The sequence below is a fragment of the Alkalibaculum sporogenes genome (assembly GCF_009362815.1).
Classification (GTDB): domain Bacteria; phylum Bacillota; class Clostridia; order Eubacteriales; family Alkalibacteraceae; genus Alkalibaculum_A; species Alkalibaculum_A sporogenes.
This window is the reverse complement of record NZ_WHNX01000002.1, coordinates 156,720-181,533: the sequence shown is the minus strand read 5'-3', so window position 1 is coordinate 181,533 and position 24,814 is coordinate 156,720. Positions and strand designations below refer to the sequence as shown.

The window sequence follows — 24,814 nt, the reverse complement described above, 5'->3', positions numbered from 1 at the left end:
ACATATTCTTGGATTTAATTTCCTCTGGTGGTATATTTCCCATAGATAAGGAGTGCATTATAGTAGCTAATCGCCTTTTCGTCAAATTAAATATAGTAATAGTGAATTTTATAAATATCACCTCTTATATTAATTATAAATTTTACACACTATTTAAACAATGATTGAGAGGGACATATATAAACTACGATAGTCCATCCAAATCACATAATAATTAATTTGTTGAATAATTTGTATATTCGTAAATACACGACATGTTTTGTAATAATATATTATATTATTATTTAAATTGAACCTATGTACCTTTAGTGTTATCATTATCTTAGGTCTAATATTTACACTTTGAGGTGTTTGAAAAATGGTAGAAAATTCAACTAATATTTACCAACCATATATACTAAAGATTCCAATGTTAAACACTGAAGTATTGATTCGTCATGTAGAGATACTAGATAATAAAACTCCTGAATTTAAGCATGTTCATAATTCTCTAGAAATCTACTATCCAATTGAAGGAAATTTAAAAATAGATGTTTCAGACAGTCAAATAAACATCCCCGCCGGACAATTACTCTTATTAGCTCCTGGAACTTGGCATGGTACAGTTTATGAACCTGATGTTAAAAGAAAGTACTTTATTATGATTTTTGACATTATAGAAAGTATTTCTACCTGCGATGATAATATTTGGTCAGAATTAGAAATTTCTGAACTGCAAAAGGTATTGACAAATGTAAAAACGAACCAGTACTATATCATAGACGATAAATATAATTGTCATACAATAATAGATCAAATCAATAACGAACTTATAATTAGAAGCTTTGGATGGCAATCTATACTTAGGAGTCTTTACCTTAAATTTATTATATTAACCTTCAGAAATCTTATGCCTACTTCAGAACATTCTAAATCTAGAGTAGAGTTTCCATCTAATGTTAATTTAGCAATTGAGATAACAAAGTATATGCATAAAAATTACAATAGCAATATAACACTGCGAGATGTTGCAAATGCTATGTACGTTTCACCTCGTCACATTAATAGAGTTTTTGAAGCTTGCTTTGGCACGACATTTAGTAGGACTTTAAGTATCTTTAGACTGAATTATGCAAAAGATTATTTGTATAACACAAACTACTCTGTAGAGAAAATAGCTAACTTAGTCGGTTTTTCTGCATCTAGAACACTCCTTAGATTATTTCGTGAAGTTGAAGGTATGACAACTACTCAATATAGAGATAATATTCGAAAATCCCATCAATAAATTACTCTTGATTATTCATTTTTGCCCTACGAGAAAAGATAGATAACCTTAGTATTTAGTTATCTATCCTTCACCAAAAATCAATTACCTAATTCATTATTATAACCTTTGTAAAACTTTTTTTTACTATATCAATCCATAGTAATAGCTTCATAATAATTAAAAAAGACAAGAGTCGTGATTTGTTCACGAACCCTTGTCTATTTATTTAAATGCTTATGTATATATCCAAGCCTTTTTATTAAATTTTCTTTCTTGCAACATAAGTCGTATGTAGTAACTCATGTGCCTTTTCTCCATATGGCTCTCCTAAGAATTCATCGTATAATTTTTTTATCATAGGATTTTCATGAGATTTTCTTAGAGTTTTTCCCCTATCTTCTTTATAAAGTCCATTCATTCTCTTGTCTAGGATGGAAAGATCCCCATGATGGAATGGCTGACCAGCCCCACCGATACATCCCCCAGGACAAGCCATAATCTCTATAGCATGATAATTTGCTTTACCTGACCTAATTTTTTCTAGTAGGTGTCTTGCATTCCCTAATCCATGACTTACAGCGATATTAATTGACATACCATTAATATCAATTGTAGCCTCTTTTATCCCCTGCATTCCCCTTAAAGAACTAAACTCAACATTTTCAAGAGTTTTTCCTGTCAAAAATTCATATGCAGTTCTTAGTGTAGCTTCTATTACACCACCTGTAGCTCCAAATATTACTGACGCTCCAGTAGACTCTCCTAGCGGATTATCAAATTCTTTATCGTCTAAATTTTCAAAATCAATAGATGCCTCTTTAATCATTAAAGCTAATTCTCTTGTAGTGATTACTATATCCACATCACTACTTGACCCTTCACTTAGTTCTGGTCTAGCAGCTTCATATTTTTTAGCAACACATGGCATAACTGATACTACTATTATATCTTCTGCTTTTAATCCCATCTTTTCAGCAAAATAAGTTTTTGATAATGCTCCGAACATCTCATGTGGTGATTTGCAGCTAGATGGAATATCTAACATATCACTAAATTGATGTTCAAAGAATTTTACCCATGCTGGACAACAACTCGTTAGCATAGGAAGTTTTCCGCCATGTTGTATCCTATGAATTAATTCGGATGCTTCCTCAATTATCGTAAGATCTGCTGCAAAATCTGTATCAAATACTCTATCAAAACCAATTCTCCTTAGAGCACCAACCATCTTCCCAGTTACCAATGAACCTACTTCCATTCCAAATTCTTCTCCTAATGCGACTCTAACTGCAGGAGCGGTTTGAACAATTACTACTTTATCGCTATTTATGGCATCCCAAACCTTAGATACATTATTCACCTCTGATAATGCACCTGTAGGACATACTGCTAGACATTGACCACAGAAGGTACACGTAGTCTCATCCATGGGTAGATTAAAGGCTGCTCCCATTACTGTATCGAAACCTCTTCCTATCTCAGTTAATACATCTACAGTTTGAATCGAACTACACATAGTTTCGCATCTCTTACATAGTATACACTTTGTCATATTCCTTACTATAGACTTACTACTATTATCCGTAGGGAATGTAGCTATTTCACCTGGATACTTTATTTCTCGTATTCCTAGGTCTGCTGCTATCTTTTGTAATTCGCAATCTCCATTTTTGGCACAAATCAAACAATCATTTGGATGATCAGAAAGAAGTAACTCTACAATAGTTCTTCTCGCTCTAATAGCTTTTTTAGTATCTGTTCTAATCTTCATTCCTTCAGATACAGGAGTAGCACATGCAGGCAAAAGATTATTCCTTCCTTCTTGTTCTACTACGCATACTCTACATGATGCAGATTGATTAAAAAATTGAATATCATATAAGCTCATATGACATAATGTTGGTATTTTTATTTTTAACTGCTTAGCAGCATCTAATATTGTAGATCCCTCTGGCACTGATACTTCTTTATCATTTATAGTCAATTTTATCATTTTATCACCTAACCCTTTCTAATAGCACTTACGGGACAAATTTCAAAACAGGCTCCGCACACGACACATAAATTCTGGTCAATTTCATGTTGTTCTTTCTTGTTACCTGAAATACACGATGTAGGGCAGACCTTAACACATTTGGTACAACCTATACATTTTTCATCTATAGAATACGTAATAAGAGCCTGACATACTCCAGCAGGACATTTTTTGTCTTTAACATGAGTCAAATATTCATCATAAAAATAGTTAAGTGTAGAAAGGACTGGATTAGGCGCTGTTTGACCTAAACCACATAGAGATGTCTCTGCAATAACCTCTGCAATTTCTTTTAAATCCTCAATATGATGAAGCTCAGCAGTTCCATTTGTTATCATAGTAAGTATTTCTAGCATTCTTTTATTTCCTACTCTACATGGTGTACATTTACCACAGGATTCATCTACTGTAAACTCTAAGAAAAACCTTGCTATATCTACCATACATGTGTTTTCATCCATTACAACCATTCCACCAGAACCAATAATTGATCCTATCTTATCAAGAGATTCGAAATCAACAGGAGTGTCCATTAAACTAACAGGAATACATCCACCTGATGGACCACCTGTCTGAACTGCTTTTAAAGCCTTGCCATCTTGTACCCCTCCACCTATATCATTAATAATGTTTCTTAAAGGCATACCCATTGGCACTTCAACAAGTCCAGCTTTTTCAACTTTTCCAACAAGTGCAAATACTTTAGTACCAGTAGATTTTTCAGTACCTATATTTTTAAACCACTCTGTACCTCTTTGTAGTATAACTGGAACACATGCTATTGTTTCGACATTGTTTAGAATAGTTGGTTGTTGATACAATCCTTTGTGAGATGTTCTGGCTTTTTTATTTCTTGGCATGCCTCTTTTACCTTCAATCGATTCTATAAGAGCAGTTCCTTCTCCACAGACAAATGCTCCAGATCCAAGCCTTAATTCTATGTCGAAATTAAATCCAGTACCTAATATGTTATCCCCCAAAAGTCCATATTCTTTAGCTTGCTTTATGGCTATTCTAAGTTTTTTTACCGCCATGGGGTATTCTGCTCTAACGTATATGTATCCTTGATTTGACCCAATAGCGTATCCACCTATTGCCATACCTTCTAATACGGAATGAGGATCATTTTCTAAGATTGAACGATCCATAAATGCACCTGGATCCCCTTCATCAGCATTACATATAAAATATTTTTGATCTGATAGGGTTTTGTAAGCTTCATTCCATTTTCTACCTGTAGGGAATCCTGCTCCACCTCTACCTCTTAGGTTTGATTCACTTATTTGCTCTATAATCTTAATCGGAGTTTCTTCTATTAAAGCCCTAGCTAAGGACTTATAACCGTCTAATGCTATATATTCTTCTATATTACCTGGATCAATAATTCCACAATTCTTTAATGCAATCCTTATTTGTTCTTTATAATAGTCTCCTTTTAAAACAATAAATCCATCTTTTATCTCGATTTTATCTTCTTTTAATAGCCTTTCCTCTAAAATTGCTCTTTGTTCAAGGCTCATTTGTACAAGCTTTTCATAGGTGATCATAACATTCCACCTCCACTTTATATTTAGCGATAATATCCTTTACTTCTTTTTTATTTACATTTGGATAAATATCATCATTTACTAATACTACAGGTGCTAAACTACAATCTCCTACACATCTAGTAGATGTAATTGAAAACTTTAAGTCTGGAGTTGTTTCACCATCTTTAATACCTAGTATATTTTGAACCTCTTCTAGTATCTCTTGTGCTCCCTTTACATAACATGCTGTTCCTAAACAAATACTAATATCATTTTCACCCTTTGGCATAAAAGTAAATTGAGTATAATATGTAGCTACACCAAAGACTTTAGATACAGGCACATCTAGTCCCCTAGCAATAATTTCCATAACTTCTCTTGCTAAATATCCAAATAAACCTTGTGCTTCTTGTAGAACTGGAATTAATACTCCAGGTACTTGCCTATTTTTTTCAATGAAAGTTTCAAGGCATCTAACTTTCTCCATATTTTTTTCAATATCAAACTTGAAATCCATAATATCCCCCTTTATATAATTTACTTGAAAGCATAGATGGTAAAACCTATTTTGATTTATCCTTCTATGCAATTTATTTGATCTAAATATATGAAAACGATTAAAACTTAAAATATATTGCGCTTATTTCTAAATGCTATGTTAAAATAATACTAATATATTGCTTGTTAATATGCAAACAACCTATATTTTCATCTATACAAATATAAGTTGTACAACTAATATTATTTATATTTTTAACGTTAGCGAGGTAAAAATGGAATTAAAACAACTAACTTACTTTATACAGATAACAGAAGACAAAAGTTTTTCTAAAGCAGCAAAACACCTTTTTGTAACTCAGCAAGCTTTAAGTAAAGCAATTTCAAATTTAGAAGAAGAATTAGATGTACCATTGTTTAACAGAACATATTCAGGATTAGAACTTACTCAGTATGGAACTATATTACATAAGAGAGCAAAAAATATTATAAATCAATCAGTAGAGACTTTTGATGAGATAAAAAAATCTAAACTTAATTTTGATAGAAAAGTAACAATAGTTGTATCTTATGGGCTTATACAGGAACTATCTACAAACATTTTACCAAAATTTCGAAATTTATATCCTGATATTGAACTAACTATAAGAGATCATCCTGATTTAATTTGTGAACATATCATCCTAGATAGCCAATCTGATCTTGGATGTGTTGTAGGTCCAGTAGATGACGATTTATTTGAAAGTACCTTGTTACTGTCAGATGATTTATATATGCTCATCAATAAAAACAATTATATTTCGCAGATTGATAGTCTAACTATTAACCACCTTAAAAATCAAGACTATGTTTTACCTACAGACGATTTTAGGATATCAAATATCTTTAAATCTTATTGTAAGAGCAATGGTTTTACTCCTAATGTAAACTTTGTGTCGAATGAAATATCTTTTTTACAAAGAATGGTTCATTTTAACGAGGGAATTACTATTCTACCACGACATGATGTACCTCAATTAGTTTATTCTAATATTATTCCTGTCAAATTTCCAGATAGATTGAATCTACAGATATACCTTGTGAGACGAAAGAATGAAACTTATTCAGTTGGGTGTAATACTCTATGGAATTTCCTAACAAGTCATTCACAAACTACTTAGACTAAGAGATACTTTTGTAATATTTGAGAATGATTAATCTTAATCATTTACCATTTATGGGTTCGAAGAACCCTTTTTTAGAAAATAGATCAAAGTAGATAACTACTGATCGCCGTGAGTCTTAGTGCCTGTAAATACGTGATAAACAAAAGCACTGTTATTCAGTTAAGATACAGTGCTTTATAAAGATCAAATTAATTTAATTTTTCTTTGGAGTAATAATTTTTGATACTTAGAATCTAAAGTCTCTCTTTCCATTTTCTATTTCTAGTAAATTTTTCATTGCAACTTCTCGTACCTTTTCACTTCCAACTTGTAGTAACTCTTTCAAAATAATTGTCTCACCTTTAACCTTAGTTTCTTTAGAAGCGTAATCCTCTAAATACTCTTTTAAGGTTACGAGAGAATTTGGTTGACAACAGTTTATGATTTGTCCTGATTTTACTAAACTCATAAATCTATCACCCGTACGTCCCTCGCGATAGCATGCAGTGCAAAAGCTAGGAACATATCCTAATGTAACTAACCAATTTACAATTTCATCTAAAGTTCGATTGTCATTTAAATCAAATTGTGCAGAATTATCGTCTTCTGCTTCCTTTTCGACATAACCACCAACACTTGTACTAGAGCCTCCACTAATTTGTGTTACACCTAATTCTAGAGCTCTTTCACGAGATTTCTGAGACTCACGAGTAGAGATTATCATCCCAGTGTATGGAACAGCAATTCGAATAACAGTCACAATTTTAGCAAATATATCATCTGATATAGAATTAGTAAATTCCTCTTTCTTAATATCATCTGCAGGACAAATTCGAGGAACACTAATAGTATGTGGTCCAACACCATTAGCCGCTTCTAAATGTTCTGCGTGCATAAGAAGGCCTATAAAATCGTATCTGAAAGTGTTTAATCCAAATAAAACGCCTATACCTACGTCGTCAATTCCACCTTCCATTGCTCTATCCATTGCTTCTGTATGATAATCGTAATCATGCTTAGGACCTGTAGGATGAATTTTTTCATATACTATTTTATTGTAAGTTTCTTGAAATAAAATATATGTCCCAATTCCAGCATCTTTTAGTTTACGATAATTTTCTACAGTAGTTGCAGCAATATTAACATTTACACGACGAATATCTCCATTTTCGTGTTTTACGCCATATATTGTTTCGATACTCTCTAAAACGTATTCAATAGGATTATGTATTGGGTCTTCGCCTAATTCTAGCGCTAAACGTTTATGCCCCATATCCTGTAATGCGGACACTTCTCTACTTATTTCTTCTTGAGAGAGTTTTTTACGAGAAATAGATTTATTCTTCTGGTGATAAGGGCAATATACACATCCATTAATACAATAATTAGAAAGGTATAAAGGTGCAAACATTACAATACGATTTCCATAAAACTTCTGTTTTATTTCTTTTGCAAGTGATATCATCTTTTCATTTTCTTCTTCTAATTCACATTCTAATAATACTGCTGCTTCTTGATAACTAATCCCTTTATATTCTTTTGCCCGCTCTAATATATCGTTAATCAATTCTTTATTATTCTTATTTTCTTTTGCATATACTATAGTCTTTAAAATTTCTTCATCATCAATAAATTCAGTAGCAATCTTAGATTTTTTATTATACATATTTACTCTCCCTCTTATATATTGACATAATCTCCTCTGTCTACAACAATCTCATACCCAATCTTATTTATACGATTACTCAAACACACTTTACACTCAGCAGCTTCTTCATCTGTACAAATTTTATTATCATATAATTCGTATTTTTTCCGTACATTTACGGGAGAAAGATTTGGCATGACTACATTTGCCCCTGCTAATATTCCCATTTCACGTCCATTTGGGTCTATAGTACCAAGTGATGTAGTGGCAGGAATAAGAGCATTTGGATTCATAAGTCTTATAACACTTATTAGAAATAAAGTAAGCTCCAAACTACCCGCATTTTCATTTGCAAATGGAGTATCATGATGAGGTATATACGGTCCAATACCTATCATTTGTGGCGTTATCTCTTTAATGAACAGTAAATCTTCAACAAGATTTTCTATAGTCTGATAAGGTGAGCCCACCATAAATCCTGTTCCAACTTGATAACCAATACTTTTAAGATCCTGAAGACATTGTTTTCGTCTATCTAATGTTAAATTATGGGGATGCAATTTTTTATAGTGTTGTGCAGTGGCAGTTTCATGTCTAAGCAAGAATCTATCTGCGCCACTTTTAAAATATGCTAAATAGGAATCATACGATTTCTCTCCAATTGAAAGGGTAATTGCACAATCTGGAAACCTAGACTTTATAGTGCTTACTAGATTAACTATATCATTATCTGTGTATTCTAAGTCCTCACCTCCTTGTAATACAAAGGTTCTAAACCCTAAATGATATCCACTTTCACAACAGTCTAATATACTGTCAATGCTTAATCGATATCGATCTACGTTTTTATTACTATATCTTATGCCACAATAAAAACAGTCATTTTTGCAATAATTAGTAAATTCTATTAATCCACGGGTATATATTTTTTTCCCAAAATATCTTTGAGCAACTTCTCTTGCCTTTTCATGAATATACTCACTTGTGTTATGATTAAAATTACTTAATAAATAGAATAATTCATCTCTTTTTAAATCTCTTGTTTTCTGTAATTTGTCGATTAAATCTATCATAAATAAATTCCACCTTTATAAATTTTCATTTTGGAATATTTTCGAATAAATCGTTTTAATATTAACGTGAGCAAGCATACCTAGTTTACCAGATAGAGAACTTATAACATCACTATGAGCATCGATTACAACACTAATAACAGACACCCCACGTTTATGGTAAGGAATTCCCATTCTCCCAACAATGTATTCTCTGTGCTCATGCAAAATGGCATTTATCTTTTCTACTGATCTCTCATTTTCAACTATAATACCTATCAAAGCGATTCTTGACTCCATAATAATATCCTTTCTTATAAATATATAATAACAATTCATACTAAAAACCTTACATTTCCAGTAAACTAAACTCAAAAAAATCTTTGTCCTTAAAGGCACAAAGATGTGATTACAATTATAAGTAGGGTAAACCTACTACGTGTAATATCTATTCTCTCGCCTTCTCATTCGGGACGAACCCTCATGTAATTAGAACGATAACTTTGTTTATAAATTAAAATATGGTTTGTTATTAGGTGAATATCCTATATAACTTACCTGTTATTAAAAAGTAGTATAGCACAAATAGTTATTCAAAACAAGTTAAATAATTAACATTTTTATTTATATATTTAAAAAACACTCTCTCTTATAATCAGAGTAAAGTGTTTTTTAATGTTGTATTTAATTTTGATATTAATCTTGATATTCAGATAGTTGTTGCTGTGCAGAGCTTATTGAGCTTATAGCTTGTTGAATTTTCTTTTTATTCTCTTGCTTTTCTGCAGAGTTTAGTGCTTGTTCTAAATTTTCAGTAGTAGATCGTAGTGTTGACATACATTGATCGATAGATTGTTTTGCATTTTGTGGCATATTTACACCTCCTTGATAATATTATCATTAGTAGTATCTACATTTATCTATTAATCATTCATCTTTATAGAATACTATGCAAATTTATACTACTCGGAGTCTTGAATATATTTTCATATTGCTAGCATAATTATAAGATTTATCCCGCATTAACAGGCACTAAGACCCCACTTCAACATTTCAAAATGAAAAAAAGATAAGTGGGTGTTAAGTGCCTGTAAACGCCCGATTGGTTCAACTAATATTCAGTAGGGGATGAAGAAAACCCCTACTGAATAAAATTTCACTTTATTTTACAAGAAAGTGTCTTCGATGCATTTCAAGTAAGGTAGGAAAATTTGGACCTTAGCAAGCTAATCGAACTTTCCCACCTTAAAATAAGCAGTATTTTGTAATTTGTAATTATAAAATATTTTTCAATTAATGTTTGACATAAATATGAAAATAATGTACGATTAAATCAACCAAGATGGTCTGATTACAATACCCAAAGTAAATAGTAATCTATTATGTTATGTAAAAAATACATCTCTTATTATCGGTTTTAATAGTAGGTAGTATTAATGTTAGCGATAAAAGATCAACAAATCAATAATTCTTTTGGAAAGATATGCCCCAAGATATGTGAAGTCTATTTTTTATCCCTATAAAATTTGCTAATAAATAATACTGGGTATTGGGACTATAGGATGAAATAGTCTAAAAAACATTTGCTCACCAATTAAAAGTTAACATATATAAAAGGAGGAAGTAATAAATGTCAAAGATTGCAGAAGTAAAAGCTAAGGTAGAAGCAGGTAAAACTAAACTAGTTCCAGGTTTGGTACAGGAAGCATTAGATCAAGGAAATGCTGCAGAAGATATACTACAAGCTATGGTCGACTCAATGGGTGTCGTAGGAGACAAATTCTCAACGGGTGAAATTTTCGTACCAGAAATGCTTATAGCAGCAAAAGCGATGTCAAAAGGTGTTGAAGTTCTTAAGCCTCTTATGGCTAGTGATGGCGCGTCTTCATTAGGTACATGCGTTATAGGCACAGTTGCAGGAGACTTACATGATATAGGCAAAAATCTTGTATCAATGATGATTGAAAGTGCAGGATTTAACATGGTTGACCTTGGAGTTGACGTACCAGCGAATGGATTTGTTGATGCAATAAAAGCAAATGACAATGTAACTTTAGTTGCATGCTCTGGTCTTCTTACAACAACAATGCCAGCACTTAAAGAAGCAGTAGAAACTATTAAAGCTAGTGGATTAACTGGATTTAAAGTTATCGTTGGTGGTGCACCTGTAACTCCTGAATATGCAGCTGAAATTGGCGCAGATGGTTATGCTCCTGATGCAGGTAGTGCTGCTGTAAAATCTAAAGAATTAGTAACAGCTTAAACAACCATATAAAAAAAATAATTAATGGTTGGAATAATTTTATATCCAACCATTAATTATTTTTTCTCTAGTCTCCCCTACTCACTTTAATATTTAGCAAATTTAATTTTTACAATACTTCCTTATAAATAAATTAATATTAAAAAGAAATTGTCATTTTTATATAAAACTTAATTTACTTTAATTCATCAATGTCAAATATGGATTCATCTATATTTGTTAATAAATTAATCAATGTAATATCTTCCTCTACTTCCCACTTGTTATCTATTTGCAATAATGTTATATCTCCTGTTCTCTCTGTATACTTCACATTTTCTAGACTTTCAAATATTAAACCATCATATAACTTAGTCATTTCTTCTTCTGTATACTCTATACCTTCTATAGCTTGAGATATGCTACTTGACATTATTTTCTGAAATACTTCACCTATCACTACTAGCATATCAGGTCCATTGATCGTTACATTTACCTTGGCTGAATTACCTTCAATTGACTCAGAATTTATTGTATAGGTTACTTCTTTCAGTATATCCATAAATTTTTGAGTAGATTCATATGAATTTAGGTCTTCAATTTCAAATTCATCTTGATTAAATGATTCTGGTAATAATTTTGTTAGTTCTCCGCTATCCCCTTTTATCACTTGTTCTAGATACAATTCTACAGAATCTGATGGTGATTGGTTTGTACATCCAGATAGTCCTACAACTAACGTAAGGAATAGTACCACTACTATTATTTTTTTTAACAATTTCATTATTTGCCACCTTTCTTTGAAAATCATATTTCTTTACTTATATACTACTATATTTATCTCTATTATACCTTCTTTTTTATATATTATATTACTATACAGTGAAACATCCCTTACAATACCTTACTCAAAATAAAATTAGAACAAAGTAATTTCAGCAATTAATGTAGCACTTTAAGAAGGATTAATACCTTGAAACATAAAGAAATTAAGTTAATATCAAACATTAAATCTAAACTTATTATTGATTAATATTTTACTGTAAATTACATAGATTACTTATTAATATTAATTTATAAATATGTATCACAAATATCTGTTATACATATAATGTAATATCAGTCTTGACTTATAGATGCAGTCGCAACTACTTAAAAGCTAATTCAATAAGGTGGTGTCATTTTGGACAATAGATATAAAAGTATCTCAAAAGTCCTTATAATAATATTTATAGCAAATATTATTATAGCCATATTAAAAATAATTTTAGGAAGCATAACTAACAGCGTTAGTTTAACAGCAGATGGTTTCCATTCTATGTCTGACGGATTTTCAAATATTATAGGATTAATAGGTATAAAGCTTGCCTCAAAACCAGTTGATGACAATCATCCTTATGGACATAAAAAATTCGAAACTCTATCAACTTTAGTTATTGCTGGAATGTTGCTATGGATATCCATAAAAGTAGCTTCTGAATCATTAAATAGATTTATTAACCCTGCTACACCAGAAATATCAACTCAATATTTACTACTATTAATCCTTGCTATCGGCATTAATATTTTCATTACAAAATACGAGTACCGTAAAGGTGTAAAACTAAAAAGTGAAATCCTAAAATCTGATGCAATCCACACCAAGAGTGATGTCTACGTATCTATTGGTGTTTTACTCACCATGATCTTTATTAAGCTAGGTTTTCCTCCCATAATTGATGTAATAGTATCACTAGCTATATCAGTTATTATATTACATGCAGCCTATGAGATATTTATAGATAACTGTGATGTATTGGTAGATAAACGTGCAGTTGATGAAGATGTAATAAAAAACATTCTACATCAATATTCTCAAGTAGAAGGTGTCCACAAAATTCGAAGTCGAGGAAGAATAGATGAGGTTTTCATTGACATGCATATCTTAACTGATCCCAACATGAGTATAAAACAATCCCATGATATGGTTCATTCAATCGAAGAAAGATTAAAAGTTCATCTAGAAAAGAATGTTCAATTAGTAGTGCACTTAGAGCCTTTGTTGTGAATATAATAGAAAAGTCCCACTTCCCTATTATATTCACCTAATTTAATTATAACTATTTACCTAATAGTTGAAGGAATCAATCTGATTCTTTTTATTGAAATTCTTATTCAATTTTTTTTTCAACATTACCCTAGTATAAGGGAAGTTTCAAATGCGATTCCAAAACTACTACCCTGTCTTCATAAACCAGAATAATAATATCCTTCCATCCACGATACTCCCCATCTATTTGATACATATTTTTCACTCCCCAAGAGGCTGGGTCACCTTCATAATATATGAAATCATATTTTGTACTGGATGTTCTGTCATGTATATATTTCTTAATCATAAAGTAATAACTATAAACTTTTTTTCTTACTATCTGGGTATTTACTTATTCATTTAATTCGTAATAAATAGGTATAATTTCTGGACCGTGCAAATATTATCGATCAGGATAACAAATTTTTCTCAAAAAAATAAAGAACAAATTCATCATAATTTCATGAGAATTTGTTCTTTACGTACTGTATTTACTTGTCATGTCATCATCCTTTGTCATTTATTATAAAAGGTATGGTTTTTTGAGGCTAACAATATTTTTTATCTTTCTATTTGATAGATCCTTAATCAATCGTTTCGCTTACTTCCAAATCTAGTTTTTTAATTCTAGTTTGTCTTCCTCCGATTCCTATACGGACAATCGTCAGGTTTCATCTTTTATCAATTAGTATCCCATCAATCAGATTAACTAAGGAATATTGCTTCCTTTTCAAATAACCATTTCCTTGTTATTACATATATACCCAAGATATTTTGATTGAAACATATGTATAACAGGGATATTACTATCTTTGATTCACCTATTATAATAGTATATTGTAGTTTTCTTTTATATTAACAGCATTGTAACAACAGGCAGTAATAATACTGCCGCCGAAATCAACATTGTTGTTATCGTATTCCCGGTTTTATGAGATATGACAAAGATAAACACACTGGACAGCCCTACTATAATCAAACGCATGGTTTGATACAAAATAAAAAAGTTTAGAATAGAAAGTCCATTGGGCGCCCATGCTATTTCCATAATGCTTTTAGCGGGAGCGCTTAATCCGTGTACACCATAGATTTGAAATACCGAGACAATCCTCGGTAAGAAGGAAGTGACGGTGGAGACTATGGCAAAACAAATGCATATGAATACCTTCCTTCTTGTTACCCCTTTTCTTCCTTTGCTAGAAACGGCTATGATTTTATTCATATCCGTCATTTTTTCTATTGCTCCGTAGGAGGAAAGACATAAAATCAATACGAAAAATGTTTTTCCATAATCTATAAAATCGAGCCTGTTTCCTTCCTGGTCGAATAATTGATTCCATCCCGTTTGGTAAACATAAGCCACAGGGATATTCTTCTGCTGCAAAGTGCTCAATTGAAAATATTGATTTTGCGCTCTTTCAAAAGCACGTTCTTCAAATCCATTGATTTCAAGAGCTGAAAGACGGTAAGTCAGATAATTTTCGTCGATTTCACCATTCTCGTACATTGTAGATAAGAGCTCCTGCTCTTTCTCTACTGTTTCGAATCTTTCCTGTTCTTGAAGCAAAAATATACTTTTTTCTTCTGTCAGATTTCCTTCAAGAAACGTTGAATACTTTTGGTAATAGAATTCTTCTTGATCGATAAAGTTCATCATATTGTCGAAATACAAGAATTGTATCGCCATAAATACTAGTAAAATCAAAAGACCTTTATTCATAATCAAGAGCTTGTATGTCTCATGACGCAATAGATTAAAATGGTTCCCTCTAAACAGTATGGTTCTTCCTTCAAGTTTTTCTCTTATCCAATTTCGCCTCACATCAGAAGAGGTCTCTTTGACAAATCTATCTATTCCCACTACAATGCCAATAATCATCGCAGCAATGGCTGTTAATATTCCTGAAGTAACTATGTTTACCGGATAACCGAATAGGTTGATATTTATATAGTTAGAAAAATAAGTACCTGTATCCAACAACGCCACTAGATTAAACCGGCTCAAAGGACTAAGCCACGAATGGATATCAATATTCATCGATAATAAAGCTTCCACCCCAAAGAGAATGATGCCCCCAAGGCAGGAATATGTATTGTTTCTGCATATAATGCAAATCAAAAAGAACATACAAAGTACGGCAAATACACCGAGGAATTTAGCAGCAAAAAACCATCCTATATATTGGTTTACTGTAATCTTGAAGGGACTGGAAAGATAACCCTCAAGGGATTGAATGTTTCGGTCTAAGTCCCCCAAACCTACTTCATTTGCAGCTATAATCAGATTGGTTCCGTAAAATATCAATGTGAAAGAAGCGGTAAATAACATCAAAATTACCGCCTTGGCCAACATAGTACTTGCACATCCCCTTTTTGTCGCCTTGATTAGAGGCAGTGTACCTTCTTCTCTTTCTGAAATCAGCAGGTGCATGGCAAGTATCACCAAACTCAAGAGGAGGAAGGCGTCAGTTAATCTATTGTCTGTTACGAGGAGTGCTCCATTGGAAAATTCTACAGTCACCTCTATCCCTTTCAGATGTGCATATGCTTGGGGAGTCAATCGTAAGCTCCTATAGGAGAAGGTATCAGGCGTTGCAAAAAGAGATGACTTCATCATCCGTTCCGCCTGCTCATCGATGTCCGCAAGATATTGATCATAAGTAGAAACTGCTTCTATTTGTTCATAAATCAGACCAAAAACACGATCCATTCCATAAGAATAGGTTTCATCTCCATCCTGTATTCCCTGAAAATATCGCTCCGTTTCGATTTCTAGCCATGTTTTCTGCTCCTGAGTATTTTTCCCCTCTAATTCTTCATAAACGAGAGCAATATCTTTTATAGAATATCCCTCTTCATTTACGCTATTAATCTGGTAATGGATAATTAGGCCGTTTGCAAGAATCAAGCCGATAATCACCACCCAGGCAATTTTTCTATGGAATATCTTACAGGCTTCATAGTAAATCAGTTTCATCATACTGCTCCCCAAAATAATATAGATAGACATCTTCCAGCCCAAGTTCTTTTGCGTCTTTCTTCATGACCGAATCCATGTTTTCTTTTACTTCCTCAACTAGGCAATCTCTGCTGCCTTTACGAATAAGCTCGCCTTCTTTTAACAATAATATTTCCTTAGAAATCCATTCAACATCAGAGACTACATGTGTAGCAATCAACACAATTTTGTCGGAAGCAATCTCCACAATCAGATTTCGCATTAAGGCACGCTGCTTGGGATCTAGACCGGCTGTAGGCTCATCCATAATGAGTAGTTTGGGATCTGCTAATATTGCTTGAGCTATCAGCAATCGTTGTTTCATTCCTCCGGAATAGGTTCGAATCTTCTTTCCTGATACATCAGATAACTCTACCACATCTAATGCATAGTGAATTCTCTCTTTCGCCTCTCTTGATGTCAATCCTTGAAGTGCTGCTATATAGGATAAAAACCTTACCCCTGTAAAATCGGGATATAACGCCTGTTGCTGGGGTACATATCCCAAAATCTTACGATAGTCTTTTCCCATCTGCACGATGTTTTGGTCGTTCCACAACACCTTGCCAGAAGTCCCTTGCAAGTTTCCGGTCAGGATGTTCATCAAGGTGCTTTTACCTGAACCATTGGGTCCCAGAAGACCATAAACTCCTTGATGAAGAGCAAAGCTGACCCCTTTCAAGGCTTCCTTCTGTCCATAATTTTTTCGCAAACTCTCTATAATGAGCTCCATCCTTTATACTCCTTTGATCAGAATAATTTTTCTGCTGCCTTTAAATCTCCATTGTAATAGTCTTCTTTGTCAATCATATAAACCGTAGGGTTATAAGAAACAGGACTGTATATGATACCAATATATTTGTCTGCTGTTTCACCAATCATGCGAAAGGTTATCCTTCTATCATCTTGGAATAATTCAACATGTTCTTTTGTCCTAATGTTGTAATAGAAAATATCTGCTTTCTCATTTTCCGTAAAAAGACAGTATAATATTTTTTCATCATCAAATATACCAGAATAACCGGTACCGAGAGTTCCTCCGTTTTTTATATCTAAAATCTGCTCTCTTTCATTTGTCTTTACATCTAAAAGATACACAGAAACATCTTCTTGTTCGTAGTCTGGAATTTTATATATTAATTTACCATCGTATATACCTGAAAAGATATATTTAGAATAAACTCCTCCCACATGACCGTCATCGTCGAAATTGAGTTCATATTTCCCACTATCAAACTCTTTCCACTCTCCGGTCTTCACGTCATATAAAAGGTAAGAAAACATTGGTTCTCTGTGATCTTGATACCACATGAAATACTCATACTGTGGGTCTGTCGCATTGCCAAACTCCTCAAATTCACCTTGCTCATAAGCTTCATAGAAATCCTTCTGGGACAATTGTTCTATACCATTCCAATTTTTGCTAACCATTATATAATTCTTTGATACCAACTCAAACTCATATCTTGCATTGTCCTCAGACTCATACATGACCTTGTCCTCAGGCAACTCATTGAGCATAATCGTTGTTACATCTTGGAGGTTGACGCCAAGGGCAATGGTACTTTCAAAATAATCAAATTCATTGCTTTCTTCAGTTACTTCTCCTATATATTGGTACTGCGCTGAAAACCAGGCCATTCCACCTGCATAATAAACATCTCCAATATCATTTGCAACCCATGACCCAGGCTTATATTCTCCAACATCTAAGGAGTAAATTACTTTCTGATTACTCCCTGTAGGATCCATGCTAAGGAGATCATAGGTGTTGCTATCGGGATTTAATTTTATAACATATACATTCTCACCGTACATGGCAAGACCTGTTGCATCATCCATGTTTTTGTACCACGCACCGCAACTTGCATCTGAATGACTGCAGTTAGCTTTGCTGCAGAGCACGTAAGACTCCTTCGCTTCTAAATCATAATATTGCAGTTTGTTGTTTTTATGATAAAAGAGGCCGTATTCGCTGACACTGTATGTAAACCCGAATGATCCTGCACCAAAGACTAACTCTTCCGAAACAGATGCATTCAAATGAATGGAAGACTCCGATATGGGTCGGGAGTTACAAGCTGATATTGCTGTAGAAATAAACAGTAAAACCACAATACTGTATAAAGTTTTAAATCCCATCTTTCTCATATTCTACATTTTCCTTTGGTCAGAATAATTTTTCTGCTGCCTTTAAATCTCCATTGTAATAGTCTTCTTTGTCAATCATGTAAACCGTAGGGTTATAAGAAACAGGACTGTATATAATACCAATATATTTGTCTGCTGTTTCGCCAATCATGCGAAAGGTTATCCTTCTATCATCTTGGAATAATTCAACATGTTCTTTTGTCCTAAGGTTGTAATAGAAAATATCTGCTTTCTCATTTTCCGTAAAAAGACAGTATAATATCTTTTCGTCATCCATTACACTTGAAATGACATTCCCGGAATTAGCGGTAACAAGAGTTCCACCGTTTTTTATATCTAAAATCTGCTCCCTTTCATTTGTCTTTACATCTAAGAGATACACAGGAATATCTGGGTCTTCGTAGTCTAGAATTTGATATATTAATTTACCATCGTATGTGCCAAGAAAGATATATGGAAGATGATATCCCGATACATGACCATCTTCATCATAATCTGCTTTATGTTTTCCACTCTCAAATTCTGTCCATTCTCCATTTTGCACATCATATAAAAGGTATAAAAACATCGACTCTTTGTGATCTTGATACCACATCAAATACTCATACTGTGGGTCTGCGGCATTGCCAAACTCCTCAAATTCACCTTGCTCATAGGCTTCATAGAAAGCCTTCTGGGACAATTGCTCTGTTGTATTCCAATTTTTGCTGACCAGTACATAATCCTTTGATACCAACTCAAACTCATATCTTGCATTGTCCTCGGACTCGTACATGACCTTGTCCTCAGGCAACTCATTGAGCATAATCGTTGTTCCATCTTGGAGGTTGACGCCAAGGGCAATGGTACTTTCAAAATAATCAAATTCATTGCTTTCTTCAGTTACTTCTCCTATATATTGGTACTGCGCTGAAAACCAGGCCATTCCACCTGCATAATAAACATCTCCAATATCATTTGCAACCCATGACCCAGGCTTATATTCTCCAACATCTAAGGAGTAAATTACTTTCTGATTACTCCCTGTAGGATCCATGCTAAGGAGATCATAGGTGTTGCTATCGGGATTTAATTTTATAACATATACATTCTCACCGTACATGGCAAGACCTGTTGCATCATCCATGTTTTTGTACCACGCACCGCAACTTGCATCTGAATGACTGCAGTTAGCTTTGCTGCAGAGTACATAGGACTCCTTCGCTTCTAAATCATAATATTGCAGTTTGTTGTTTTTATGATAAAATAGGCCGTATTCACCGACACTATAAGTAAACCCAAACGACCCGGCACCCAATACTACCTCTTCCGAAACAGATGAATTCAATTGAATAGAAGATTCTGATATAGGTCGTGAGTTACAAGCTGACATGCTTGCAGATACAAACAGTAAAATTACAAGACTGTATAAAATTTTAAATCCCATCTTTCTCATATTCTACACTTTCCTTTGATCCCATAGTTTGCTTCGATTATAATAGCATTGTAGAAAATTTTATATAATACAATAAATTATTGATATCTATTTCCTCTACTACTCACATCTTAATCAAACAAATCCACAATTACAATCCCTTGTGCGCAAACAGCATCTATGGGTGTCTAAAAACACGAAAAATGATTTTCGCGCACCAATATAGGCTGTTTATGCACCGACACAACTTTTTAGACACCTCCATATAATAAAAGACTGTTCCAACACCAATAATTGATTATAGAACAGTCTGTTTATATTCTAGTGTCATATATACTTTTTATTAAGAGTGACTATTGAAAAAACAATTTTTTACAATTACTCTTTTGAATCTAGATTAATTGCTTCACTGCAATCCAAAGAAGAAATAAAGTATTTAACATTCGTATCTTGTTTGTATTTTTTCCCTGTTTCGTCTTTATAAACAATGCGGATTGCTTCGGCGGTAGCTGTTTCGGTAGCATGAGAAGTTACCGCCAGCACCAAATTTCCCTCATCCCCTGGTTTCAGGACTGCTCCCTCTGCTGGTACACGGCTATCCCAATGTAAAGGAGGCTCTTCCAGAGGCCAAAACACTCCTCCTACAAGAGTAGTTTCATTGGGATTTTCTTCGTCTATTACGTTCAATATAGAAGATTCTATTATAGACATATCTATCGGATTAACTAAAGTCACTTCCAAAATAGTAATGGTACGATCCCCCCTATTTTCGAGATACGACTCTCCTAACGTTCTACTATCTCCAATTGAACCCGGTACACAAATAGATGCTGATTCAGTAAAGTGATAAATAGGGTAATCATTAACTGTACATCCACCAGTCGCTATCAACGTGATTAACATCAATAAAATAAATTTTTTGTTATATGTTTTCTTCATTTACAATCAGCTCCTATTTCATATATAAAATGATATATTATCATTTTTACGAGCTTATACTTCCGTTCATTAATATGTATACTACTCTTATCTTAATCAAACAAATCCACAATTACAATCCCTTGTGCGTAAACAGCACCTATGGGTGTCTAAAAACATGAAAAATGATTTTCGCGCACCAATATAGGCTGTTTATGCACTGACACTACTTTTTATACACCTATAGGTGTCGTTTATACATGATTGAAGTTTTTTTTGAATTTTTATGATAAACTACTTCAAAATGGGGGTGAGACTATGATAAATCAACTTGTAAATCGAATTGAAGGGCATTTTGGCAAGTACTACGAATTTGGTCCGTATGAAGAAGAGAAGTTGAGATACTCACTAGAAGTTATTATTGGTGAAGTTTCAAAATGTGTAATTCTATTTTTCATTTCCTCATTTTTCTATAAACAATGGGAGCTCCTTTATTCTATGATTGCATTATGCACCATTCGACCTTTTTCAGGTGGTTTGCATTTTAAAACTTATTGGGCTTGTTTAATTTTCACAGGATTATTCTTTGGGGCGATTATTTGCTTTCATAATACTGTCCCTATTAATTATAATTTTTACACTCTATCATTTGTAGTCGCACTTTTAGCGGTTCTCCTTTTAGCACCATTAACTTGTGAGAAACGCCCCAGTTATACAAAAGAAAAGAGAACAAAATTTAAGGTTACAGCTATTGTAATTCTCACCTTCTATTTTATTCTCTTCCAAATAACAAATGGCTTATATTTTTTTACAATCGGGATATGGGTTATGCTATTTCAATCAATTCAACTCATTTTAGCGAAAGGAGTTCAAATTCATGGAAAAACAAAAAAGCTTATATGATAAAACAATATTCAATATAATTAAATTATTGATTGTACTAGCTACACTGATTGTTAGTGGCTCTGCGTCTATACTTTGGTTTGGGGAACCAGACTGCCCTGCATCATTAAAACAAAATGTTTAAGATATTCTACATTGCTGAGAAGGAAACTTCAAACATTACATAATTTTCTTCTTTAATCATTACATTATCCACCAATAAGGAAGCATCACACATCTTACAAATAGATTTTAAGCGGTATAATCCATATCCCCTTGCTTTGCCTTTTGTGGTGTTTCCCTTTATAAAGAGCCCCTCCATTACTTTTTTAGGAAGATAAGAATGTTTATTCATCACTTTAATTACATTGTTATCTTCCACTTTTTTCATTTCCAATATTACTTTATTGTTATCTACATTAGTTTCAAAGGCATTGTCCAACAAGATTCCCAATATTTCTACCAACTCAAACTCTTTCATTTTTCCATGAATATAGTATAACTTTTGTCGAATCTCAAATTCTATCCCTTGATCAATAGCTTGTTTCTTTTTGCTATATAGCAGTCCTGCTACAAGCTTATTTTCTATTTTAATCAAATCTCCTAATACAGTACTTTCATTCATTTGGTTTAAATATTCCCGTACATCTTTTTTTGTATCTTCCGTGGTAATCAACATATGCATTGCTTGCAGTTGATTATCAAATTCATGTTGCCTTGCTCTCAATTCGTCGATCAGTTCCTCTACAATCGGATTATATATTTGATAAATGCGCAATTCTTCCTCTTGAATTTTATTATTCAGTCCCCTATTTAAAATAACAAAATTAATAATGATTATGGCTATAGACAATACAGCGATTACGCCTATATTATTTAAGAATTGATCTTTACTGACATGCCAGAAAATAAGTAAAAGAAAAGTTAAAAAAAATAAGCTTAACTGCAAATACAAAAATGTTTTATTTTTACTTAGTACAAAGTCCATAAAAATATCTAAAGGCACTTTAAAGTATATCAGCAATACCAGTATCAAAGACACCGATTGGCTAATGATTCCCACAACAAAGAAATCTTGAATATTTTTTGTGATTAATATTATTAAAAGTTGTAAAATACTGAGTAGTATTGTACTAATGATGTAGACATTAATCGTTCTCACAATACTATTCCGAAATATCCCCAAAAGAAAAACAAATAAAAGTATTCCAATAAGAATTACGGCATAGCTGCCTTCTGCCCAATAACTAATGGTTCCCGTAATGATGGAAAATATAGAAATATAAAAATACATTTTCCCAGTGATCTTCACCCTAAATAATTTACAGGATATCAGAACATATCCTAATAAATCAAACCATGAAAATAAGATGGACTGCATAAGGTTCATAAATACGCCCCTTTTAGCTCATCTACATATTTTCTTCCCAAAGGTAATGGCTGATCAAAATTTCTTACATAGATATTCATCTTCTTCATATCGATTTTCTCAATATAATATGTATTTATTATGATACCTTTATGGCATCGTATAAAATTGTCACTCAATTCTTTTTCAATGGTATTCAATGTATATTTCGAAAAGGTAGCAACTTCACGTGTTGTCGTTATATTTAATTTTCTATTGATTGATTCTATATAGATGATATCTTGTTGTCTGTAGTTATAGATAATTTCTCCTTGTTTTAACTGTAGAGTCTCCTTTTCACTTTCTACAGGTGCCATATAATGTTTGATAATAGGGTCCATAGTTTGTCTGATCTCTTCCTCTGTAAATGGCTTAATAATATAATCATAACAATGGAACTGTTTATAAGCTATTATTTCTTTCGTAGGTATTGCCGTTACAAATACTATAGGCGTAAATTTATATCTATCCAATTCTCTTATCTGTTCTGCCAATAGTAAGCCATTGTAATCCAATAATTGAATATCAATAAGAAATGCTAGAATTTGATTGCCTTTAGCGATTTGCAAAGCCTTGCTCCCATAGGAAGCAGTCATAATATTCAATTGTGAATCAATAGATAGTAATATTTTTTTTATTCCTTGTTGGACAATCAATTCATCCTCTACTACAAGAATTGATTTCATGAATTTATCGCCTCCTTTTATCTATTTATAGCTATTTTTTAAGTAGTATATAATTTTCTAGTTAATCTATTATGTAATTTGAAACAAATCACATTCATCACTTTATTTTTTGAAATATATACGGTTTACTTTGTATATCTAGTTATAAAATTATTATAATTGTAATCATTATACAATAATTCATTACAAAAAAGTTATTATATTTACAAAATTTATCAACTAACTTGTTTAGTTACAAACTCTACAATCTGTTGCGAAATTACACTTTTATAGTAACAAATTTAATGCAAGCACAGATACAATAAAATAAGGTGATTAAGCACTAATCATGTGTATTGTAGGAGGAGTTTGAAAATATTTTTCTATTACTAAAAATAGGATACAGTGTTTTAGAATTAAAGCAGCACTTTAAGAAATAATAATTCCTTGATATATAAAGATAAATTAGTTAATTCTAAACATTAACTAATTTTACTATGATATGTATTAAACTATGCTTTCCACTAATAATTGATGTAATAGTATCACTAGGTATATCAGTGATTATATTACATGCAGCCTATGAGATATTTATAGATAACTGTGATGTATTAGTAGATAAACGTGCAGTTGATGAAGAAATCGTAAAAAAAATCCTGTATCAATATTCTCAAGTACAAGGTTTTCATAAAATTCGAAGTCGAGGAAGGATAGATGAGGTTTTCATTGATATGTATATTTTAACTGCTCCCAACATGAGTATACAACAATCCCATGATATGGTTCATTCAATCGGAGAAAGATTAATAGTGCATCTAGAAAAGAATGTTCAATTAGTAGTACACTTAGAACCTTTATTGTGAGTAGGTATGCCCGATACCGACATACCTTTTATATAGTGACTATTTT

22 protein-coding genes are annotated in these 24,814 nt (G+C 32.5%); 7 read left to right on the top strand and 15 right to left on the bottom strand.

Going from position 1 to position 24,814, the window contains the following annotated elements; translation table 11 throughout:
• Positions 1–358 precede the first annotated feature (358 nt).
• Positions 359–1,267, top strand: a complete 909-nt coding sequence (locus GC105_RS01850) for an AraC family transcriptional regulator (protein ID WP_152801104.1) — start codon at positions 359–361, stop codon at positions 1,265–1,267.
• Positions 1,268–1,508: 241 nt separating this feature from the next.
• Here the strand turns inward: GC105_RS01850 and GC105_RS01845 are convergent, their stop codons facing one another.
• The 3 genes from GC105_RS01845 to GC105_RS01835 are packed head-to-tail and all read right to left on the bottom strand — an operon-like array spanning position 1,509 to position 5,330.
• Complete coding sequence (locus tag GC105_RS01845; RefSeq protein ID WP_152801102.1) at positions 1,509–3,242, bottom strand: NADH-dependent [FeFe] hydrogenase, group A6; 1,734 nt, start codon at positions 3,240–3,242, stop codon at positions 1,509–1,511.
• Between the two features lie 8 nt (positions 3,243–3,250).
• The gene (locus GC105_RS01840) at positions 3,251–4,831 is read right to left on the bottom strand and encodes an NADH-ubiquinone oxidoreductase-F iron-sulfur binding region domain-containing protein (RefSeq protein WP_193708235.1); all 1,581 of its coding nucleotides are present in this window, start codon (positions 4,829–4,831) and stop codon (positions 3,251–3,253) included.
• Positions 4,818–5,330: an NADH-quinone oxidoreductase subunit NuoE family protein gene (locus GC105_RS01835; RefSeq protein ID WP_152801100.1), complete on the bottom strand. Its 513-nt coding sequence runs from the start codon at positions 5,328–5,330 to the stop codon at positions 4,818–4,820. Before GC105_RS01835 ends, GC105_RS01840 begins: the two co-directional genes overlap by 14 nt.
• A 256-nt stretch (positions 5,331–5,586) precedes the next feature.
• Here GC105_RS01835 and GC105_RS01830 point away from each other — a divergent pair, with 256 nt between their 5' ends.
• Positions 5,587–6,471, top strand: coding sequence for a LysR family transcriptional regulator (locus GC105_RS01830; protein WP_193708234.1), 885 nt, complete (start codon positions 5,587–5,589; stop codon positions 6,469–6,471).
• Positions 6,472–6,703: 232 nt separating this feature from the next.
• Here GC105_RS01830 and hydG read toward each other — a convergent pair whose 3' ends face one another.
• From hydG to GC105_RS16740, 4 genes are all read right to left on the bottom strand, one after another.
• The gene (gene hydG, locus GC105_RS01825) at positions 6,704–8,122 is read right to left on the bottom strand and encodes a [FeFe] hydrogenase H-cluster radical SAM maturase HydG (protein ID WP_152801096.1); all 1,419 of its coding nucleotides are present in this window, start codon (positions 8,120–8,122) and stop codon (positions 6,704–6,706) included.
• 14 nt (positions 8,123–8,136) lie between these two features.
• Positions 8,137–9,177, bottom strand: coding sequence for a [FeFe] hydrogenase H-cluster radical SAM maturase HydE (hydE, locus tag GC105_RS01820; protein ID WP_152801094.1), 1,041 nt, complete (start codon positions 9,175–9,177; stop codon positions 8,137–8,139).
• A gap of 15 nt (positions 9,178–9,192) precedes the next feature.
• Positions 9,193–9,456: a TM1266 family iron-only hydrogenase system putative regulator gene (locus tag GC105_RS01815; RefSeq protein ID WP_152801092.1), complete on the bottom strand. Its 264-nt coding sequence runs from the start codon at positions 9,454–9,456 to the stop codon at positions 9,193–9,195.
• A gap of 396 nt (positions 9,457–9,852) precedes the next feature.
• Entirely contained in the window at positions 9,853–10,029 is a 177-nt protein-coding gene (locus tag GC105_RS16740; RefSeq protein WP_193708233.1) for a hypothetical protein, read from the bottom strand.
• Positions 10,030–10,786: 757 nt separating this feature from the next.
• Between GC105_RS16740 and GC105_RS01810 the strand changes: the two genes are divergently transcribed.
• Positions 10,787–11,419 carry a corrinoid protein gene (locus GC105_RS01810; protein WP_152801091.1) on the top strand — a complete coding sequence of 211 codons (633 nt, stop codon included), beginning with the start codon at positions 10,787–10,789 and terminating at the stop codon, positions 11,417–11,419.
• A 175-nt stretch (positions 11,420–11,594) separates the two neighbouring features.
• Here the strand turns inward: GC105_RS01810 and GC105_RS01805 are convergent, their stop codons facing one another.
• Positions 11,595–12,182, bottom strand: a complete 588-nt coding sequence (locus GC105_RS01805; protein ID WP_193708232.1) for a DUF4878 domain-containing protein — start codon at positions 12,180–12,182, stop codon at positions 11,595–11,597.
• 399 nt (positions 12,183–12,581) lie between these two features.
• On the opposite strand from GC105_RS01805, the gene GC105_RS01800 reads away from it, so the two are divergent.
• The gene (locus tag GC105_RS01800) at positions 12,582–13,445 is read left to right on the top strand and encodes a cation diffusion facilitator family transporter (RefSeq protein WP_152801087.1); all 864 of its coding nucleotides are present in this window, start codon (positions 12,582–12,584) and stop codon (positions 13,443–13,445) included.
• Positions 13,446–14,319: 874 nt separating this feature from the next.
• Here the strand turns inward: GC105_RS01800 and GC105_RS01795 are convergent.
• From GC105_RS01795 to GC105_RS01775, 5 genes are all read right to left on the bottom strand, one after another.
• Positions 14,320–16,449, bottom strand: coding sequence for a hypothetical protein (locus GC105_RS01795; RefSeq protein ID WP_152801084.1), 2,130 nt, complete (start codon positions 16,447–16,449; stop codon positions 14,320–14,322).
• Positions 16,427–17,200 (bottom strand): ABC transporter ATP-binding protein, encoded by a 774-nt coding sequence (locus GC105_RS01790; RefSeq protein WP_152801082.1) that lies wholly within the window; start codon positions 17,198–17,200, stop codon positions 16,427–16,429. Before GC105_RS01790 ends, GC105_RS01795 begins: the two co-directional genes overlap by 23 nt.
• A gap of 17 nt (positions 17,201–17,217) precedes the next feature.
• Complete coding sequence (locus tag GC105_RS01785) at positions 17,218–18,618, bottom strand: hypothetical protein (RefSeq protein WP_152801080.1); 1,401 nt, start codon at positions 18,616–18,618, stop codon at positions 17,218–17,220.
• Positions 18,619–18,637: 19 nt separating this feature from the next.
• Positions 18,638–20,044, bottom strand: coding sequence for a hypothetical protein (locus tag GC105_RS01780; RefSeq protein WP_207706922.1), 1,407 nt, complete (start codon positions 20,042–20,044; stop codon positions 18,638–18,640).
• 366 nt (positions 20,045–20,410) lie between these two features.
• Positions 20,411–20,971 carry a hypothetical protein gene (locus tag GC105_RS01775; protein ID WP_152801076.1) on the bottom strand — a complete coding sequence of 187 codons (561 nt, stop codon included), beginning with the start codon at positions 20,969–20,971 and terminating at the stop codon, positions 20,411–20,413.
• 297 nt (positions 20,972–21,268) lie between these two features.
• Between GC105_RS01775 and GC105_RS01770 the strand changes: the two genes are divergently transcribed.
• Both GC105_RS01770 and GC105_RS01765 read left to right on the top strand, forming a co-directional pair.
• A complete protein-coding gene (locus GC105_RS01770; protein ID WP_152801074.1) occupies positions 21,269–21,853 on the top strand; it encodes an accessory gene regulator ArgB-like protein in 585 nt (194 codons plus the stop codon).
• Positions 21,828–21,977: an AgrD family cyclic lactone autoinducer peptide gene (locus GC105_RS01765; protein WP_152801072.1), complete on the top strand. Its 150-nt coding sequence runs from the start codon at positions 21,828–21,830 to the stop codon at positions 21,975–21,977. The genes GC105_RS01770 and GC105_RS01765 overlap by 26 nt, the downstream gene beginning before the upstream one ends.
• Positions 21,978–21,983: 6 nt before the next feature.
• Here the strand turns inward: GC105_RS01765 and GC105_RS01760 are convergent, their stop codons facing one another.
• Positions 21,984–23,222: a sensor histidine kinase gene (locus GC105_RS01760; protein WP_152801070.1), complete on the bottom strand. Its 1,239-nt coding sequence runs from the start codon at positions 23,220–23,222 to the stop codon at positions 21,984–21,986.
• Complete coding sequence (locus GC105_RS01755) at positions 23,219–23,926, bottom strand: LytR/AlgR family response regulator transcription factor (RefSeq protein WP_152801068.1); 708 nt, start codon at positions 23,924–23,926, stop codon at positions 23,219–23,221. Before GC105_RS01755 ends, GC105_RS01760 begins: the two co-directional genes overlap by 4 nt.
• 476 nt (positions 23,927–24,402) lie before the next feature.
• Between GC105_RS01755 and GC105_RS01750 the strand changes: the two genes are divergently transcribed.
• On the top strand, positions 24,403–24,768 hold the full coding sequence (locus tag GC105_RS01750; protein WP_152801066.1) for a cation transporter dimerization domain-containing protein: 366 nt from the start codon (positions 24,403–24,405) through the stop codon (positions 24,766–24,768).
• The last annotated feature ends 46 nt before the right edge of the window (positions 24,769–24,814 follow it).